At 46.3% G+C, this 16,715-nt stretch carries 14 protein-coding genes; 10 read left to right on the top strand and 4 right to left on the bottom strand.

What is annotated here, in order from left to right; all coding sequences use genetic code 11:
- The first annotated feature begins 63 nt into the window (after nucleotides 1-63).
- Nucleotides 64-1,866, top strand: coding sequence for a DUF6382 domain-containing protein (locus MHH57_RS06725; protein WP_342434974.1), 1,803 nt, complete (start codon nucleotides 64-66; stop codon nucleotides 1,864-1,866).
- A gap of 74 nt (nucleotides 1,867-1,940) precedes the next feature.
- On the opposite strand, the gene MHH57_RS06730 is transcribed toward MHH57_RS06725, so the two are convergent.
- A complete protein-coding gene (locus MHH57_RS06730) occupies nucleotides 1,941-2,855 on the bottom strand; it encodes a TIGR01777 family oxidoreductase (protein WP_029516372.1) in 915 nt (304 codons plus the stop codon).
- A 417-nt stretch (nucleotides 2,856-3,272) separates the two neighbouring features.
- On the opposite strand from MHH57_RS06730, the gene MHH57_RS06735 reads away from it, so the two are divergent.
- The 4 genes from MHH57_RS06735 to MHH57_RS06750 all read left to right on the top strand — a co-directional run bounded on the left by MHH57_RS06735 (nucleotide 3,273) and on the right by MHH57_RS06750 (nucleotide 8,311).
- Nucleotides 3,273-4,400 (top strand): deoxyribonuclease IV, encoded by a 1,128-nt coding sequence (locus tag MHH57_RS06735; RefSeq protein ID WP_029516373.1) that lies wholly within the window; start codon nucleotides 3,273-3,275, stop codon nucleotides 4,398-4,400.
- Between the two features lie 22 nt (nucleotides 4,401-4,422).
- Nucleotides 4,423-5,322, top strand: a complete 900-nt coding sequence (gene purU, locus MHH57_RS06740) for a formyltetrahydrofolate deformylase (protein WP_029516374.1) — start codon at nucleotides 4,423-4,425, stop codon at nucleotides 5,320-5,322.
- Nucleotides 5,323-5,736: 414 nt separating this feature from the next.
- Nucleotides 5,737-7,782: a transketolase gene (tkt, locus tag MHH57_RS06745; RefSeq protein WP_029516375.1), complete on the top strand. Its 2,046-nt coding sequence runs from the start codon at nucleotides 5,737-5,739 to the stop codon at nucleotides 7,780-7,782.
- A 214-nt stretch (nucleotides 7,783-7,996) separates the two neighbouring features.
- Nucleotides 7,997-8,311 (top strand): pyrimidine/purine nucleoside phosphorylase, encoded by a 315-nt coding sequence (locus MHH57_RS06750; protein ID WP_013309288.1) that lies wholly within the window; start codon nucleotides 7,997-7,999, stop codon nucleotides 8,309-8,311.
- Nucleotides 8,312-8,419: 108 nt separating this feature from the next.
- On the opposite strand, the gene MHH57_RS06755 is transcribed toward MHH57_RS06750, so the two are convergent.
- Nucleotides 8,420-9,319, bottom strand: coding sequence for an NAD(P)-dependent oxidoreductase (locus MHH57_RS06755; RefSeq protein WP_029516376.1), 900 nt, complete (start codon nucleotides 9,317-9,319; stop codon nucleotides 8,420-8,422).
- A gap of 250 nt (nucleotides 9,320-9,569) precedes the next feature.
- On the opposite strand from MHH57_RS06755, the gene MHH57_RS06760 reads away from it, so the two are divergent.
- From MHH57_RS06760 to MHH57_RS06770, 3 genes are all read left to right on the top strand, one after another.
- Nucleotides 9,570-10,925: a glucose-6-phosphate isomerase gene (locus MHH57_RS06760; RefSeq protein ID WP_013369975.1), complete on the top strand. Its 1,356-nt coding sequence runs from the start codon at nucleotides 9,570-9,572 to the stop codon at nucleotides 10,923-10,925.
- Nucleotides 10,926-11,073: 148 nt separating this feature from the next.
- Nucleotides 11,074-11,706 (top strand): YigZ family protein, encoded by a 633-nt coding sequence (locus MHH57_RS06765; protein ID WP_029516377.1) that lies wholly within the window; start codon nucleotides 11,074-11,076, stop codon nucleotides 11,704-11,706.
- Between the two features lie 5 nt (nucleotides 11,707-11,711).
- Nucleotides 11,712-12,293: a TetR/AcrR family transcriptional regulator gene (locus MHH57_RS06770; protein ID WP_069012425.1), complete on the top strand. Its 582-nt coding sequence runs from the start codon at nucleotides 11,712-11,714 to the stop codon at nucleotides 12,291-12,293.
- A gap of 173 nt (nucleotides 12,294-12,466) precedes the next feature.
- Here MHH57_RS06770 and MHH57_RS06775 read toward each other — a convergent pair whose 3' ends face one another.
- On the bottom strand, nucleotides 12,467-12,868 hold the full coding sequence (locus MHH57_RS06775) for a secondary thiamine-phosphate synthase enzyme YjbQ (RefSeq protein ID WP_029516379.1): 402 nt from the start codon (nucleotides 12,866-12,868) through the stop codon (nucleotides 12,467-12,469).
- Between the two features lie 221 nt (nucleotides 12,869-13,089).
- On the opposite strand from MHH57_RS06775, the gene cysA reads away from it, so the two are divergent.
- Nucleotides 13,090-14,151, top strand: coding sequence for a sulfate ABC transporter ATP-binding protein (cysA, locus tag MHH57_RS06780; protein ID WP_029516380.1), 1,062 nt, complete (start codon nucleotides 13,090-13,092; stop codon nucleotides 14,149-14,151).
- 189 nt (nucleotides 14,152-14,340) lie between these two features.
- Nucleotides 14,341-15,111, top strand: a complete 771-nt coding sequence (locus tag MHH57_RS06785) for an MBL fold metallo-hydrolase (RefSeq protein WP_029516381.1) — start codon at nucleotides 14,341-14,343, stop codon at nucleotides 15,109-15,111.
- A 15-nt stretch (nucleotides 15,112-15,126) separates the two neighbouring features.
- On the opposite strand, the gene MHH57_RS06790 is transcribed toward MHH57_RS06785, so the two are convergent.
- Nucleotides 15,127-16,620, bottom strand: coding sequence for a PLP-dependent aminotransferase family protein (locus MHH57_RS06790; RefSeq protein ID WP_069012424.1), 1,494 nt, complete (start codon nucleotides 16,618-16,620; stop codon nucleotides 15,127-15,129).
- Nucleotides 16,621-16,715: the final 95 nt, after the last annotated feature.

Below are 16,715 nucleotides of genomic sequence, written 5' to 3' on the forward strand. Positions count from 1 at the left end.
CATGTCCGCTGGGGGAGATCATGCTACCTCACGGAGATAGGAAATTGTTAAGGAGGTCATGAATTGTTTGGTTTAAGCAGGGATTTTGCCCGGAACGGCGGGACATTTATGATTCTAAACAAGGAAGACGGGCTCAAAACCGATGATTTAAATTCCGTGCAAACTGGAATGATGACTGGTAATCGGATTCCCGGTCTACTGGAACTTAGAATAAAGGAAGTCGATTTTCAGATTGAGTTACATTACGACATTTCGGGGCAACGCATGCTTTCCCAGTTATGGAAAGGTGGGGGCGTGTCGACTTCTGATTTCTACCGGATTCTTTTTGAAGTGGCAGATGCCCTCCATCGCAGCCCGCAATATATGTTAGATATTCGCCAGTTTATTTTGCACGAGGATTATATTTTTCTAAGTGGTTCAGGTACAAGGGGAACCGCCAGTTTAACCTATGTTCCTTTACGCAGTGTACAGTATGCAGGGCAAACAGGCAGTCAATTTAAGCAGATGGTTATTCGTTTAATGACTCGTGTGGCCCACTTTCAGGGAGAAAATATACAACGCATACTCGATCTGTGTGATAGAAATGAATTTGAATTGGGTTTGCTAAAGGAACTGCTGTTGCAAGGAATGAAGGCTGGTACAGAGAGTGCTAGCGTGCAGGCAGAAAGTATGGAAGAGCGAGCCTTTTCATCAGCCGATCCTATCCTATCTGCTCATACCTCACAGGGGAACTATACGGATCGTGGCGGAACATACGCGCGAGAGCATCGGGAAACTCTACAGGAGATTCAGGAGCTTAAACGGATCAATCGGCTCAAACCGTCCGTGAAACCAGAGGAGAATTCCGAGCATGTAACAGAAAACGAAGTAGAAGATGTGGAGCCTGGATTGCAAAAATATAAAACCTACATTGCTCTCGGATGTCTGCTCGCTTCGGCCATCGTGTGGCGTTATATTTATCTGGACCATCCAGAGACGGTACCGTTGATTATTTCCATGGTGCTGACCTTGGTACTTGCCGCTGTTGCTTATATAAGCTGGACGGGGAAATGGGAGCGCAATCGAACTTCATCTCATATGTACAGCGATTCAGTACCTGTATTGGATTCGGAATGGTTAGGAACTACTTCTTCCCCAGCACAGCGCAAAAATGATCGTTATCAGGTAGATAAGCTGACCGGATTTGTAGCGGGACGTCATCATCAAGACAAGCAATCTTCCGATTCGAGTGATCAAGGGCCGGAGGACTGGAGATGGACTTTTCCAAACTCAGAATCTAAGAGCGTGGGAAATCGAGTTACGGAAAATAGTAAGAAAACTTCAGCAAATTGTGACTTACACGAGCCATCGTGGAAAGGTGCGGAACGGGGAAATGAATTGGAAGCCAGTGATACCAGCGAGGCTTATTATAAGTCTCTCTCCGGGGTAACGGAGCTTCTAAATGCTGCATCTAAGCAGGAAACGATGCTGCTTCGTGCAGATCAAGAGATGCAGATTTCACCAGTGCAGCAATCACCGATGGCTTGCCTGGATCGCAAGCCACCAGGTAGTGGAGGGACAGAGCGCATCCGGTTGCAGCCAGACCAATTCGTTGCAGGCAGTTTTATCATCGGGAGAGATCCGCAACTGGTTCAGTTTGTAGAGCATACGGATGGAGCTTCCCGTTCTCATATTGAGCTTTGCATAGTTACAGGAGAACATAGCCACATTGTTAAGGATTTATCCTCGACGAATGGAACTGTTCTGAATGGAGAGCCTATGGTGCCTTATAAGGAGTACACAATGAAGGATGGAGATACTTTTAAAATCGCTGGAGTTTCTTATACTTACCGGTTGGACTCTTTTAAATCCTCCAATGCATCATAAATGAAGGTTATATGGATATATGTCAAGAAGAGGCCTGTTATATTCAGAGCCTCTTTCTTTTCCTCTTTTTCAATTCAATGCTGTTTTTGGGAAGAATGGAGTTCTTTAAGAGCGTCCTTAAGTGAAGGATAGTGAAACTTAAATCCGTGCTCCAGCGCTTTGCGCGGTATCACCTTCTGACCATCCAATACTAGCGTGCTCATCTCACCAACTAGCTTTGAAACGAGAATGCTGGGGACGGGAAACCAGTACGGACGGTGATATACCGTAGCTACTGTCCTCCCAAACTGGTCGTTCGTCAAGGGTTGTGGTGATGAAGCATTCACTGCCCCGACAATTTCCGTCGTATGGATGCAGTACGTGATCAGACGAACGATATCTTCAATATGAATCCAGCTCATCCATTGATGGCCGCTACCTATTTTGCCGCCGAATCCGAAGCTATAAGGCATCTTCATGAGTGGGAATGCCCCTTTTTTTCTGTCCAGCACAAGGCTAATGCGTAACTTAATTAAACGGGCTTCAGAAGGGTAGGCATTGGCTGCTTCTTCCCATTGCTCAACCACCTGAGACAGAAAATCTCCCGAACAGCGCGGGCTCGTTTCATCGAATGTTTCGGTCAGGGATGTACCATAGGCGGCAACAGCAGAAGCCTGAATGATTACTTTCGGTTTTTTTTGTAGAGCATTCAATGCTTGAGCCAACCGGGCAACAGATAGCAGTCGAGATTGAAGAATTCTTTGTTTGGACTTATCCGTCCAGCGCTGATTCAGCGTTTCGCCTGCTAAATTAACGACCGCATCTGTGCCTTCCAGTACTTCAGGCTTTTGTTTTAATTCGTTCCAGCTCATATATTGCAAGCGGGGGCTCGCTTCGTGTCCTACCAGTGGCTTGCGGGTAACGACTTTCACGGTGTATCCGTCGTCTAGCAGGCTTTTGACCAGTGCACTCCCCACCAATCCAGTTCCTCCACATACGATGATGTTCATGGAGCCAGCTCTCCTTCCAATTCACAAAAAATACATCTGTTATAGAATATAACCCTTTTCGAGAGAAAAAAACTTCATATGAATGTCCTTTATACGGTTAAGTGTCAATCCATGATTTTATTTACCCCTGTTTGACTAACATATATTCTGATGTGTACTTTATCTACGTATTCCCTTAATAGAGTTATTTGAGGATTTTGCAAAAGCCCAATAAGCGACTTTCAATGAAGAATATATTGATCGAAATGGTCTGGTTCGTCTGTATATTGCACTTTGGAGCGACTGGAATCGAATTTTGCAAAATCCTGATTTAAGAAAGTTGCCATAAAAGCTATGTTGTTTGATTTCAATAATCACGTTAAAATGATTAAATTAAAATAAGACAAGCATAACAGGATAAGGGGATGAATCAGGGTCATGCTGAAAATTGGTTCTCATGTGTCCTTCTCGGACAAGGGTCTGCTCAGCGCTACAAAAGAAGCGTCTACTTACGGGTCCAGCTCCTTTATGATATACACGGGAGCACCGCAAAACACGCGTCGTAAGCCGATGGAGTCCATGTATTTGGAGGAAGGCAAGCAGTTAATGGCTGAGAAGGGAATGGAAGATATCGTGGTGCATGCCCCGTATATCATCAACCTTGGCTCTTACAAAGAAAATACCTATGAGCTTGCGGTCAGCTTTCTTCAGGAGGAAATTCGGCGCACACACGCGATAGGTGTGAAAAATATTGTGCTGCATCCGGGCGCTTTTACCGATAAGGATGCGGAATATGGAATCGGGCGTATTGCCGATGGTTTGAACGAGGTACTGAACGGCGTGAAGGAGACAGATGTTAACATCGCGCTTGAAACGATGGCAGGCAAAGGAACGGAAATGGGGCGTAGCTTTGAGGAGATTGCCTCCATTATAGATAAAGTAGAGCGTAACGAGCGTCTTACGGTTTGTATGGACACCTGTCACATTCACGATGCGGGTTATGATATCGTAAATGATCTGGACGGTGTATTGGAGCAGTTCGACCGTATTGTCGGCTTGAATCGCATTGCAGTTGTTCACATTAATGACAGTAAAAATCCAGTTGGCGCTCATAAAGACCGCCATACTCCGATCGGATCAGGCTGGATTGGCTATCAGACTATTCATAATGTGGTGCATCATGAAGCACTTCAAGGACGTCCGTTTATTTTGGAGACGCCATGGATTGGGAAGGAAGCCAAAACTCAGCGTCCGATGTATGAGGTTGAAATTGCCCTGCTTCGCGGAAATGTAAAGGAGCGCTTTGGGGATGAGTTTTTGGGTCAGGTAGAGCAATTGCATTCGTTTTTCAAAAAACAGGATGTGGATGTCCGCAAATTTGTTCTGGACACCTGGGCTCTGCTGAAAAATGATGCCAAAGCAAGAAAAGCCGATCCACGTGAGCCGTTGGAACGTCTGTATGACATGATAACGGAAGCAGCACTATTTCCAGATTTGAGCGAAGAACACATTAATCAACGGTTGATTGCCTGGTTTGCCGGCAGTCATTTGCCAGTGACGGTATAAGCTAAGGGGGATTAATAGCCACATGGAAATTCACGTAAAACATCAGCCAAATAGCACTCTATCAGCCCATGAAAACCGCGCGCGTATGCTTGTATCTTGTCCAGATGGACCAGGTATTGTAGCGGCCGTGTCCCGTTTTTTGTACGAGCATGGGGCCAATATCGTTCAATCTGACCAATATACAATGGACCCGTCGGGCGGTATGTTTTTTATGCGGATTGAATTTGATCTGCCGAATTTGAGTGCAACCCAGCCACAGTTGGAGCAGGATTTTGCCGCTGTTGCTGAGCAATTCCGTATGGAGTGGACGATTTCTGCGGTTAGCCGCAAGAAAAAACTGGCCATTTTCGTTTCCAAAGAAGATCACTGTTTGGTAGAACTGCTGTGGCAATGGCAGGCAGGAGATCTGGACGCGGATATTTCATTGGTGGTTAGTAATCATCCGGATATGAAGGAGTATGTGGAATCGTTTGGTATCCCATATCACCATATTCCGGTAACCGCCGATACCAAGCCGGAGGCGGAGCGTCGCCAACTAGAGGTTATTGGCGAAGAGATAGACGTTATCATTTTGGCCCGTTACATGCAGATTATATCTCCCAAGTTTATTGAGCATTATCGCAACCGAATTATCAATATCCATCATTCCTTTCTGCCTGCATTCGTGGGTGGGAAGCCATATGCCCAAGCCTATAATCGCGGTGTGAAAATTATTGGTGCTACTGCGCATTATGTAACTGAAGAATTGGACGGCGGCCCGATCATTGAGCAGGACGTGCAGCGTGTAAGCCACGGAGATGATGTAAATGAGCTAAAACGGATCGGTCGCACCATAGAGCGGGTCGTTTTGGCAAGAGCCGTGAAGTGGCATGCAGAGGATCGTATTCTGGTTCATGAGAACAAAACAGTCGTTTTTAACTAATCTTAAAATTTTAGGAAAAATTTGTGAATCTATATTTTTTGTTAAACAAAGCCCATCGCATAACGGGCTTTGTTTTTTTATATAAGGATTTTGCAAAATCCTCATGTGAATTATTAGCCTTATAGCCGGTCAGTACATAATATTTTTGTGATTTTATATTTTTTTAAATGAGGTTAATACATTACGGGTATATTTATATGAGGACACGGTACTACATTTCCCACAATCATCTTTATAAACGATCTGGCAAACTTTCACGGCAAATGGTACAATACTTAAGAATGTATAAGTCATATTGAAACATTCAAGCAGATTCACTCACTTCAACAGATATCGTTTTTGTATCAGGCGGTGATGTTGGGGAGTATGACCGAATGCAATTGACATACTTTTTACAATATGAGGAGGCTAACCATGACTGACCAGAACCAAGCGATTCAAAAGGATGAAAACTCCACGATCGACAATTTGTCCATCACAACTATTCGTACGTTGGCAATTGATGCCATCGAGAAAGCAAACTCGGGACATCCTGGTATGCCGATGGGCTCCGCGCCAATGGGATACCAACTTTTTGCTAAAACGATGAATCATAATCCCGATCAACCTACATGGGTTAACCGTGACCGTTTTGTATTGTCTGCAGGACACGGTTCCATGTTGCTATACAGCCTTCTGCACCTGAGCGGCTATGATCTTCCTATGGAAGAACTGAAACAATTCCGTCAATGGGGCAGCCTTACACCGGGCCACCCTGAGTTTGGCCACACTGCTGGTGTAGATGCTACAACCGGTCCTCTGGGACAAGGTCTAGCAATGTCCGTAGGTATGGCAATGGCTGAAGCTCAACTGGGCGCAACCTATAATAAGGACGAATTTAAAGTTGTAGATCACTTCACATATGCAATTTGCGGCGATGGCGATCTGATGGAAGGTATTTCCCACGAGGCTGCTTCGCTGGCTGGTCGCTTACAACTGGGCAAACTGATCGTATTGTTTGATTCCAATGATATTACACTGGACGGCAAGCTTAATCTGTCCTCTTCCGAGAGTGTTGCCAAACGCTTTGAAGCTTACAACTGGCAAGTACTGCGCGTAGAAGATGGTAACGACCTTCCAGCCATCCAAAAAGCCATTGAAGAAGCGCAAGGCGACTCGACACGTCCTACGTTGATTGAAGTGAAGACAGTCATCGGCTACGGAAGCCCGAACAAACAAGGTAAAGGCGGACACGGCGGTACTCATGGTTCCCCACTGGGATCAGAAGAAGCCAAGCTGACTAAAGAATTCTACAAATGGGTATACGAAGAGGACTTCCACGTACCACAAGAGGTTCGCGAGCATTTTGCTAAAGTAAAAGAGCGCGGTATCGCAGCGAACAAAGCATGGGATGAACAGTTCGCCAAATACAAAGCTGCTCACCCTGATTTGGCAGCTCAGTTCGAAACAGCTGTAAACGGCGATCTCCCAGAAGGATGGGATCGTGACCTTCCGAAGTACACGACTGAAGACAAAGCCGTTTCGACTCGTGTAGCTTCTGGTAATGCTTTGAACGGATTGGCTCCAAACGTACCTTTCCTGACAGGCGGTTCTGCCGATCTGGAGAGCTCCACAATGACACATTTGAACAACCTGACGAACTTTACGCCAGAAGACTACGCCGGCCGTAACATCTATTTCGGTATCCGCGAATTTGGTATGGCTGCTGCGATGAACGGTATGGCGTTGCACCAAGGTGTAAAAGTATTCGGCGGTACATTCTTCGTATTTACAGACTATCTGCGTCCAGCCGTTCGTCTGGCAGCTCTGATGGGATTGCCTGTAACCTACGTTCTGACTCACGACAGTATTGCTGTAGGTGAAGATGGTCCGACTCATGAGCCGATCGAGCAATTGGCTTCCCTGCGTATTATCCCGAACTTGACAGTAATTCGTCCAGCGGACGGTAATGAAACTTCTGCTGCTTGGGCTTACACGCTGGAAAACAAGAAAAACCCGGTTGCTCTGGTATTAACTCGTCAAAACCTGCCAATCCTGGCTGCTAGTGCTGAGCATGCACGCGAAGGTATCAAACGCGGTGCTTATGTGGTTGCAGATGCAACAGATGGCAAACCAGTTGCTCAAATTCTAGCTACAGGCTCCGAAGTGCAATTGGCTGTTAAAGCTCAGGAAGCACTGGCAGAACAAGGTATTCAAGTACGTGTTATCAGCTTCCCAAGCTGGGATCTGTTCGAAAAACAAGACAAAGCATACAAAGATTCCGTTCTGCTGCCAGAAGTGAAAGCTCGTTTGGCTGTAGAAATGGCATATCCACTGGGCTGGGAAAAATATGTTGGCGACCAAGGCGACATTCTCGGTATCAGTACATTCGGCGCATCCGCACCTGGCGATCGCGTGATTAAGGAATACGGCTTTACAGTAGAGAATGTTGTTAGCCGTGTGAAAGCTTTGTTGAAATAAAACATTGGAGCATCTAAAACAGACAGTCGTAACCTGAGTAAGGCTTACGGCTGTTTGTTTCATACAGTTGATGTTTTGCGAAAAGATCACTTTGGAATTCCAGTGTATTGTATACGTGATACAGTGTGTATTTTCATACTGAAGCTGGAATCAAATCTATGTTATGATGCACCAATATTCATTCAACCATTGAGAGCAGATGAGGGGATAACGAATGACACAGTTTGATGGAGTAAGCGTAGTTAAAAAAGCAAACGTTTATTACGATGGTCAGGTTACAAGCCGTACAGTCATCCTGGGTGACGGTAGTAAGGTTACACTGGGGATTATGCTGCCAGGAACGTACGAGTTCGGCACGGATTCCCGTGAGATTATGGAGATTTTGGCAGGGGATCTGAGAGTGTTACTTCCAGGTACTGAGGAATGGCTGGAAATACAAGGGACAGCAACCTTTCACGTACCTGCAAAGTCTTCCTTCAAGCTGGAAGTACGAAGTGTAACTGATTATTGCTGTTCTTATCCCGAATAGTAAGCTAAAACGGGTAAGCACACTCAGCCTTCAAGCTAAGTGTGCTTACCCTAAAGCTATGCCATATGTACACAAGCACAGCAGTATAGTTACACAGAAAGGTACAGCTTATTCGAGAGGTTGACCACCAATGGTGCGGCCAATCCATGCTTCGTATGTCTTCACGACAGCGGATAGGTCCTCGTCGCCGTAGCCTTGCGTTTGCCCGGCTTGAAATAGGCTTTTGGCAATGGATAACATAGGTGCGGGGATGGACAGGCTGTCTGTTAGTGAGGAAGCAAGCTTCAAGTCCTTAAGCATCAAGGCAAGTGAGAACTGGTTGCTAAAATCATGCTCAATGATTTTGCGCCCTTTCAGGTCAGCGGCCTTGCTGCCTGCCGATCCGAGTTGTACCAATTCAAGGAAGCTGTCTGCCGGGATGCCGGATTTAGCCGCGATAGCAAAGCCTTCAGCCAGAGCGAGGTTATGAATACCGACCATCGTATTATGAGCGAGCTTGGCTACGGCCCCGCTTCCATTAGGTCCCATATGAAGTACCTTTTTGCCCAGGGTATCAAAAACATCTGATTGTGCCGCAATGGCTTCTGCATTACCACCAACCATGAACACGAGTGTGCCGTCTACAGCGGCAGGCTTACTGCCTGTTACGGGAGCATCAATGAAGGAACAGCCCAGCTTGTCCGCTTCGGCGGCTAGTTGTTTGACCAGCTCAGGTGAAATCGTGCTGTTGTCCATCACGGTCATGCCAGCCGTAAGGCCGGCAAACACACCGTCTTCGCCGTAATAGATGTCACGAATGGAATGATCATCACTGACCATGGTAATGACCAAGTGCTGACCTTCAGCTGCTTCACGAGGGGTTGAAGCTGTACGTGCGCCTTGCTCTTCCAGTGGCTCGCAGCGCGAAGCGGTGCGATTATAAACTGTGACTCCGAATCCCTGCTTTAGCAGATTGGATGCCATCGGGGCGCCCATGGTGCCCAGTCCGATAAATCCGATGTTTTTCATTGCTAATCACCTTTCTTGTTGGAAGTTGCCGTCCGATGCAGATGCGAGTCGGCCCTGAATTGAATATTGAAACAGGTTGATCTCAGTTAATTGTAGCATGGGCATGCTACCCTATCTACAGGAGGGGCTGTCAAGCACAGGATACATAGGTAACGCAAGCTTGTCAGGCCCAGCAAATTAAAGTATCCTATTCCTAAGTCCTTATGTTCGTATTCATGGTCTTAGTAATACCAAACAGGAGGTTCCAAACATGTCTAAAAAAGTTATTTTTGATTACACTAAAGCTCTCTCCTTTGTAGGTCAGCACGAAATTGATTATTTTGCAGAGCCTATCAAGCTGGCTCATGAGCAACTGCACAACCAAACCGGTGTAGGTTCCGATTTCTTAGGTTGGATCGACCTGCCTACCAATTATGATAAAGAAGAGTTTGCGCGCATCCAAAAGGCTGCTGCTAAAATTCAAAGCGATTCCGAAGTACTGATCGTAATCGGTATCGGCGGTTCTTACCTTGGAGCACGTGCTGCGATCGAAATGCTGTCGCATTCTTTCTACAATGCACTGCCTAAAGATCAACGCAAGGGCCCAGCTATCTATTTTGCAGGCAACAACATCAGCTCTACATATGTGAATCATCTGTTGGAACTGATTGAAGGTAAAGACTTCTCTGTGAACGTCATTTCCAAATCAGGTACGACAACAGAGCCAGCTATCGCATTCCGCGTATTCCGTGCAGCTCTGGAGAAAAAATACGGTAAAGAAGAAGCGCGCAAACGTATTTATGCAACGACCGATAAAGAACGTGGCGCTTTGAAAAAACTGGCTAACGAAGAAGGCTACGAATCTTTCATTATTCCTGATGATGTGGGTGGTCGTTACTCTGTGCTGACAGCAGTAGGCTTGTTGCCGATTGCTACTGCAGGCATTAACATCGAAGAAATGATGCAGGGGGCGGCAGACGCTTCCAAAGAATACAGCAACCCGAATGTAGCTGAGAACGAGGCTTATCAATATGCAGCCGTTCGTAACGCTTTGTACCGCAAAGGTAAAGCAATTGAAATTCTCGTAAACTATGAGCCGTCTCTTCATTTTGTATCCGAGTGGTGGAAACAGTTGTACGGAGAAAGCGAAGGCAAGGATTACAAAGGCATTTATCCTGCTTCTGTTGATTTCTCGACAGACCTGCACTCCATGGGACAATTCATTCAGGAAGGCAGCCGCAATATTTTCGAAACGGTAATCCAAGTAGAAAATGTACCTAGTCACATCACCATCGAAGCAGATGAGGATGATCTGGACGGACTGAATTTCCTGGCAGGCAAAACTGTGGATTTTGTAAATAAAAAAGCATTCCAAGGTACATTGCTGGCTCACACAGACGGACAAGTACCGAACTTGATTGTAAATATTCCTGACTTAAGCCCTTACTCTTTCGGCTATCTTGCTTATTTCTTCGAAAAAGCTTGCGGCATCAGCGGCTACCTGTTGGGTGTAAATCCGTTCGATCAACCGGGCGTAGAAGCTTACAAGAAGAACATGTTTGCGCTGCTCGGTAAACCAGGCTTCGAAAAAGAAAAAGCTGAGCTTGAAGCGAGATTGTCTGAATAAGAGTGCTGTAATCTCTGATGCGAAACAGGATTTCGGTCAGAAGTGTTATAGTGTATAGCAGCAATTAAAGTACAGGAAAGCAGTTCACCAGCTGCCAGTAGCGGGGGACTGCTTTCTTGTAAAATGAAGTAAGGAAGGTTATACGTGTATGTTGGAACAATACCGAACCGTACGCGGTGCCGGCAACAAGGAAATTGTGATCCGAAAATCCCGTTTTATCGGCCATATTCAGCCTGTTCAAACTGAGGAAGAAGCAGTTGCTTTCATAGAGCGCATCAAAAAAGAGCATTGGAACGCTACCCATAATTGTTCTGCTTACATGATTGGGGAAAGAGACGAAATCCAAAAGCAATCGGATGACGGAGAACCGAGTGGTACGGCTGGAAAGCCTATTTTGGAGGTGATCCGCAACCAAAAGCTGAAAAATGTCGCTATTGTTGTTACCCGTTACTTTGGTGGGATTTTGTTGGGAGCAGGCGGTCTGATTCGCGCGTATTCAGATGGTGCTGTTGCAGCAATCGAGGCAGGGGATGCAATTACACGTGTGCTGCATCGTGAAGTTTTTGTAGAATTGGATTATACCTGGTTGGGCAAAGTGGAAAATGAATTACGCAATCGCAGCATCCGTACTGGAGAAACAATGTTTACGGATAAAGTTACCTTAACCTGTCTGCCGCTGGCTGGTGATGCGGAATCCTTCAGCAACTGGATAACAGACTTGACGCAGGGGCAATCGCTTGTGTCGGAGGGAGAGCAGCTTTACTTTATTGAAGGGGAATAAATAATATGGCTAGAAGAGCAGTAGAACAGGAGTTGTCAAGAGGGCGGATTCTGGAAGCGGCTAGGCACTTGTTTATTACCAAGGGCTACCGTGCGATTTCAATGCGCAGCATTGGCCAGCATCTGGGGTACAGTCATGGTTCGTTATATTATCATTTTAAAGAGAAGGCTGAACTGTTCTATGCTATTGTGATTGAAGATTTTAATACATTGCGTGGGATTCTACTGCAAGCAGCAACAGGTACGCCTGATAATGGCTTGAGCAGGCTGGAGTACTTGATGCTGGAATTTATCCGTTTTGGTTTGGAAAATCCATATCAGTACGAAATTATGTTTATGATGCACGATGAAGAACTATTTGCATACTGTCGCACAGAGCAAAACCGTTGTGTGGAACTATTTGCGTCCATGATCCGTCAAGAATTGAGTGGTCTGGGGCATTCGGAGGAAGATTGCTCAAGGGTACCGAAAAGCCTGTTTTTATCCATGCATGGCTTTGTATCCTTTTATATTCAGGACGGTTTAACATTTGAAGAAATTAGGCCCGCTGCTTTAGCACATGTAAAGCTGCTGTGCAGACACCTATGAGCGTACCTGCATTCACACGCTTCACCCATGAACATGTAGGGCGCTTTTCTAGGTGTATGCACTTCATGACGGTGACTTATCATTACGGTACTTTGCGAAAGCGACTAAGAATTTAACAGACGATGATGCATCCAGTAGGAAAACATCATGGTCTGTTTTTTTACCCGTTTCCGTCAGCCCTTCATGATTTTCACATGGTATTGACGTCTGCGTGGTCCGTCGAATTCACAAAAATAAAGTCCCTGCCATCGTCCGAGCAACAGCTTTCCATCATGGATGATGATCGTTTGTGAGGGGCCTGTCGTGATGGATTTTAGGTGGGACGCTGTATTTCCCTCCATATGGCGATATTGGGGATGCTCCCACGGATAGACTTCATCTAGTCTTAACATCACATCATGTTTGACATCTGGGTCTGCATTTTCATTAATGGCGATGCCGGCTGTCGTGTGTGGACAATAAACAAGTGCGGTTCCTTGTTGCACCCCGCTTTTTTCGATCAATGAAGCAACCTCTCGTGTAATATCACGAATTTCATCTCGCCGTGTAGTGGATAATTCTAAAGTATGCAACAATAACTCCATCTCCTTTCTTCCTAATACTTTACCCTTTTAATTCCTAATATAATATATAGAGTTGACGAAAATTACTTTCCTTTGATAAAGTATCACATAAGAAAAAACATAGTATATGCATTGGAATAATTAAATGATTTTAAATGAGGTACGTGCTTTGCGGTAAGCAAGGCTGCTGCTGTTCCTGAACAGGTCCAGAAGCGGAAAGGAAGTGTACGGATATGCATGTGGAAGTAAGAGGATTAAACAAGCATTTCGGTAATTTTCATGCAGTAAAGGACGTATCTTTTGATATTCAGGCGGGCCATCTTATTGGCTTACTCGGTCCAAGTGGTGGGGGGAAAACCTCCATTCTTCGCATTTTGGCGGGTCTGGAGCAACCGGATGCGGGAGAAATTCATTTTCATGGAAAAAGGGTAAACGAGCTGTCCCCGCAGGAACGTGGAATCGGATTTGTATTTCAAAACTATGCTTTGTTCAAGCACATGAGCGTCTACGACAATATTGCCTTTGGTCTGAAAGTGAAAAAAAGCTCCAAAACCCGTATCAAGGAACGGGTCACGGAGTTGGTCGAACTAACGGGGCTCAAAGGATTTGAGCATCGTTATCCGCATCAGTTGTCAGGTGGACAGCGACAGCGAGTTGCTTTTGCGCGTGCTTTGGCACCAGAGCCTCAATTGCTGCTGTTGGATGAGCCTTTTGCAGCTATTGATGCCAAGATTCGTCAGGAGCTGCGCACCTGGCTGCGAGAGTTGATTGAGCGGGTGGGCATTACTTCAATTTTTGTCACCCATGATCAGGATGAGGCGATTGAAGTAGCGGATGAAATTATGGTGATTAATCAGGGACGACTGGAGCAGAAGGGAACGCCTTGGGATATTTATAAAAAACCGGGTACCCCGTTCGTGGCTTCCTTCATTGGGGAATCTACGGTGATTGAACAGGCAGGCAGTCTCAAAGGCTTCGAAGAAGCTGCTGGAGTGGGAACACGTGCCTTGATCCGTCCGGAGTATATTGATGTCGGGCCAAGCGAGGAATTTACGCTTCTGTCGGCGACCGAGGAAGGCGTAGTGAAGCATTTGCATTTTCGTGGAAGTGAGTGGATGGTTGAAGTACAAGTTGGGGACCATCGTCTCATGACGTACCGTTCGCTGGAGAAGTCTACGCTGGAACCTGGTCAGCAGGTGCGAGTGTTGGTGCATCGAGCCTATCTATATAATGACCAGTCCAGCTGGATGGTGGAAAACCGCCTGAAGGAAGATCCCATGCCTATCATCATTTAAAAATCAGGCTTTTGCAAAATTCTCAAATATATATGATCACGCTTGGGGGGATGTCTAGCCTGATTTCACGGCTTTGGGCATGCTCCTTTTGGCGTTGGACGCTGGAAGGATTTACGCAGATGATTTACGTAGAATCGGTCTGTTCGTTATAATAGTAGTAAAAAGACCCAAATAGATAGGAGTTAAACCATGAATCGGCTTATTTTTCTTGGCACGGGGGATGCAATGGGGGTTCCGCGTGTATATTGTGATTGTCTCGTATGCACAGAAGCTCGCACGACAGGGGCGAACATAAGATTGAGATCGTCTGTGCTGATCGAAAGCGAGACGGAGGACTTTATGATTGATTGTGGCCCGGACTGGCGCAGACAGCTAGAATTACGCGATCTGCGTTTTATCCCTACGATCCTTGTGACACATGCACATTTTGACCATATTGGAGGATTACCAGAATGGGCAGATGCCTGTCGCTGGACTGGGAACAGAGGTCGATTGTACGCGCCACAGGAAGTGATCGACACGATCTTGCGGCAATTTTCCTGGCTCTCTGGAAATTTGGATCTTATTCCAGTAGATCAGGGAGCCCAACTTGGCGGGTGGAATATCCGGGGATGGCGTGTGAATCACGGGAAGAACGGATATGCCTACGCTTATCGCCTGGAAAAGGACGGCTTCTCGTGGGCCTACTGTTCGGATTCGATTGGATTAAATGAGGCGGAAATTCTGCCTTTGCACAATCTGAATTTGCTCGTCCTGGGAACGAGTTTTTATCATGAGGAGGCCGAGTATGCCACCCGCTCTGTATATGACATGCTGGAGGCACAGGAGCTTATAGGAAGGCTTAAGCCCCAAAGCACAGTGTTTACACATATGTCCCATGATGTGGATGTCACACGCAATTATGGGCTTCTGGAAGGGATTAGTTTGGCACACACCGGCATGAGTTTGCCGTTAGAATAAAGGTGCATTTTACCTTTACATCGTTCGACTGATACGTAGAAGGGCGGAGATTCCTTCTTTGATTTGTAGCTCGTTGGCGTATGAATAGGACAGTCGTACATGCGTTTTACCCTCTGCGCCGATGGGATCAAATACATTGCCGGGGACAAAGGATACAGATTCTTGTACACTTTTGGCAAGTAATTCATTAGGTTTCAACGTAGAAGGCAGCTGGAGCCACAGGTTGAGTCCTCCCGCTGGGCTGGTCCATGTCCAACCGGAATCGCGGAGACTGTCTTCCATCGTTTCCTTACGAATCTGGAGCGCGATACATAGTTTTTTAATATGCTGCTGCATACGTGGAGATTGAAAGTATTCTAAAAATAGCTTTTGATTCAGCAGTGGCGATCCATTGTCCACCAACGCTTTGACGTTGAGCAGGCTGTTCATGAGCTGTGGTCGGCAGGTCACGGCTGCGATTCGTAGACCGGGTGCGACATATTTACTGTAACTTCGAATGTAGACGACGCTTCCCGAAACATCATAGGCGAAAATCGGAGAAGGAGGCTTTTGCCCAAAGCTGATGTCATAGGTGCTGTCATCCTCAACAATGAGGCAGCCGTAGCGCTCGGCTAGTTCAGGCAGTCGTTTGCGTTGCTCATCGGGGACCGTAAAGCCCGTCGGGTTGTGGAATGTCGGATTCATATAAAAGAGACGTGGTTTTTCCGTTTTCATGCACCACTCAATCTGGTCCATATCATATCCTTCTGGTCGAATATCGGTCATGGTCAGACGTGCGCCTTGTCTGCGGAATATTTCCATGGCAGGACCATAAGCAGGGCGTTCGATCAATACACGGTCTCCTGTATGGAGCAGAGATCGGGCAATTAAATCAATGGCTTGCTGTGCTCCCGAGGTAATCATCACTTCATCCGGTGATAAAGCAAAATGCTTATCCACGCTAAAATGCTGCGCCATGGCCTCCCGAAGCTCGGTATCACCCTGTACAGCGGAATAGGTGGCTGCTACTTTCGGATGCTTTTCAAAAACCTGCATCATCAGCTCTCCCCAAAATCGGTTGGGCAGGAGAGAGGGGTCAATCAGCGCTTTGGAAAACTGGAAATTCGCATTCACTGATTGAACGCGGGTAAGTCCATCCATTCCTCTCCAGGCTGAAACTGACGGATCATCTGCCGCATGGGCAGATTTGGAGTGAATCGTGAGGTCTATGGACGTATGTCTCGAGTAGCCAGCATATTTTGCATGTCCAGTCGCTTGGGAAGCATGAACGTAATATCCTGATTTGTCCCTTACATAGACCAGTCCTCGTTGCTTCAACTCCTGATATGCCCGGAAAACAGTTAGCCGATGTACACCCAGCTCCTGAGCCAAGCTTCGTACGGACGGCAGCTTCATGTCTGTTTGCCAATCCCCGCGATCGATCCGCACAGTTACATAATGGATAACCTGCTCATACAGCTTTAAGGCATGATCGGCTGGAAAAAGTAGTTCGCTGTTGTTCTTACCCATGCTATCCACGCTCCTTTGTGTGTATTGTACTATATAGCACTTCAAAAACGTATACAACTGTTCTGTAGTTATACAACTGTTCTGTTCGTCTCCCT

It is taken from the genome of Paenibacillus sp. FSL H7-0442, from assembly GCF_038593105.1.
In the GTDB taxonomy this organism is placed as follows: Bacteria; Bacillota; Bacilli; order Paenibacillales; family Paenibacillaceae; genus Paenibacillus; species Paenibacillus polymyxa_D.

Bases quoted from the DNA above. Each gene is read 5' to 3' on its own strand.
- MHH57_RS06730 (WP_029516372.1), bottom strand. From the start codon at position 2,855: ATGAACATCATCGTATGTGGAGGAACTGGATTGGTGGGGAGTGCACTG.
- MHH57_RS06765 (WP_029516377.1), top strand. From the start codon at position 11,074: ATGTTGGAACAATACCGAACCGTACGCGGTGCCGGCAACAAGGAAATT.
- cysA (WP_029516380.1), top strand. From the start codon at position 13,090: ATGCATGTGGAAGTAAGAGGATTAAACAAGCATTTCGGTAATTTTCAT.
- MHH57_RS06790 (WP_069012424.1), bottom strand. From the start codon at position 16,620: ATGGGTAAGAACAACAGCGAACTACTTTTTCCAGCCGATCATGCCTTA.
- MHH57_RS06750 (WP_013309288.1), top strand. From the start codon at position 7,997: ATGACACAGTTTGATGGAGTAAGCGTAGTTAAAAAAGCAAACGTTTAT.
- MHH57_RS06755 (WP_029516376.1), bottom strand. From the start codon at position 9,319: ATGAAAAACATCGGATTTATCGGACTGGGCACCATGGGCGCCCCGATG.
- MHH57_RS06760 (WP_013369975.1), top strand. From the start codon at position 9,570: ATGTCTAAAAAAGTTATTTTTGATTACACTAAAGCTCTCTCCTTTGTA.
- MHH57_RS06735 (WP_029516373.1), top strand. From the start codon at position 3,273: ATGCTGAAAATTGGTTCTCATGTGTCCTTCTCGGACAAGGGTCTGCTC.
- MHH57_RS06770 (WP_069012425.1), top strand. From the start codon at position 11,712: ATGGCTAGAAGAGCAGTAGAACAGGAGTTGTCAAGAGGGCGGATTCTG.
- MHH57_RS06785 (WP_029516381.1), top strand. From the start codon at position 14,341: ATGAATCGGCTTATTTTTCTTGGCACGGGGGATGCAATGGGGGTTCCG.
- purU (WP_029516374.1), top strand. From the start codon at position 4,423: ATGGAAATTCACGTAAAACATCAGCCAAATAGCACTCTATCAGCCCAT.
- tkt (WP_029516375.1), top strand. From the start codon at position 5,737: ATGACTGACCAGAACCAAGCGATTCAAAAGGATGAAAACTCCACGATC.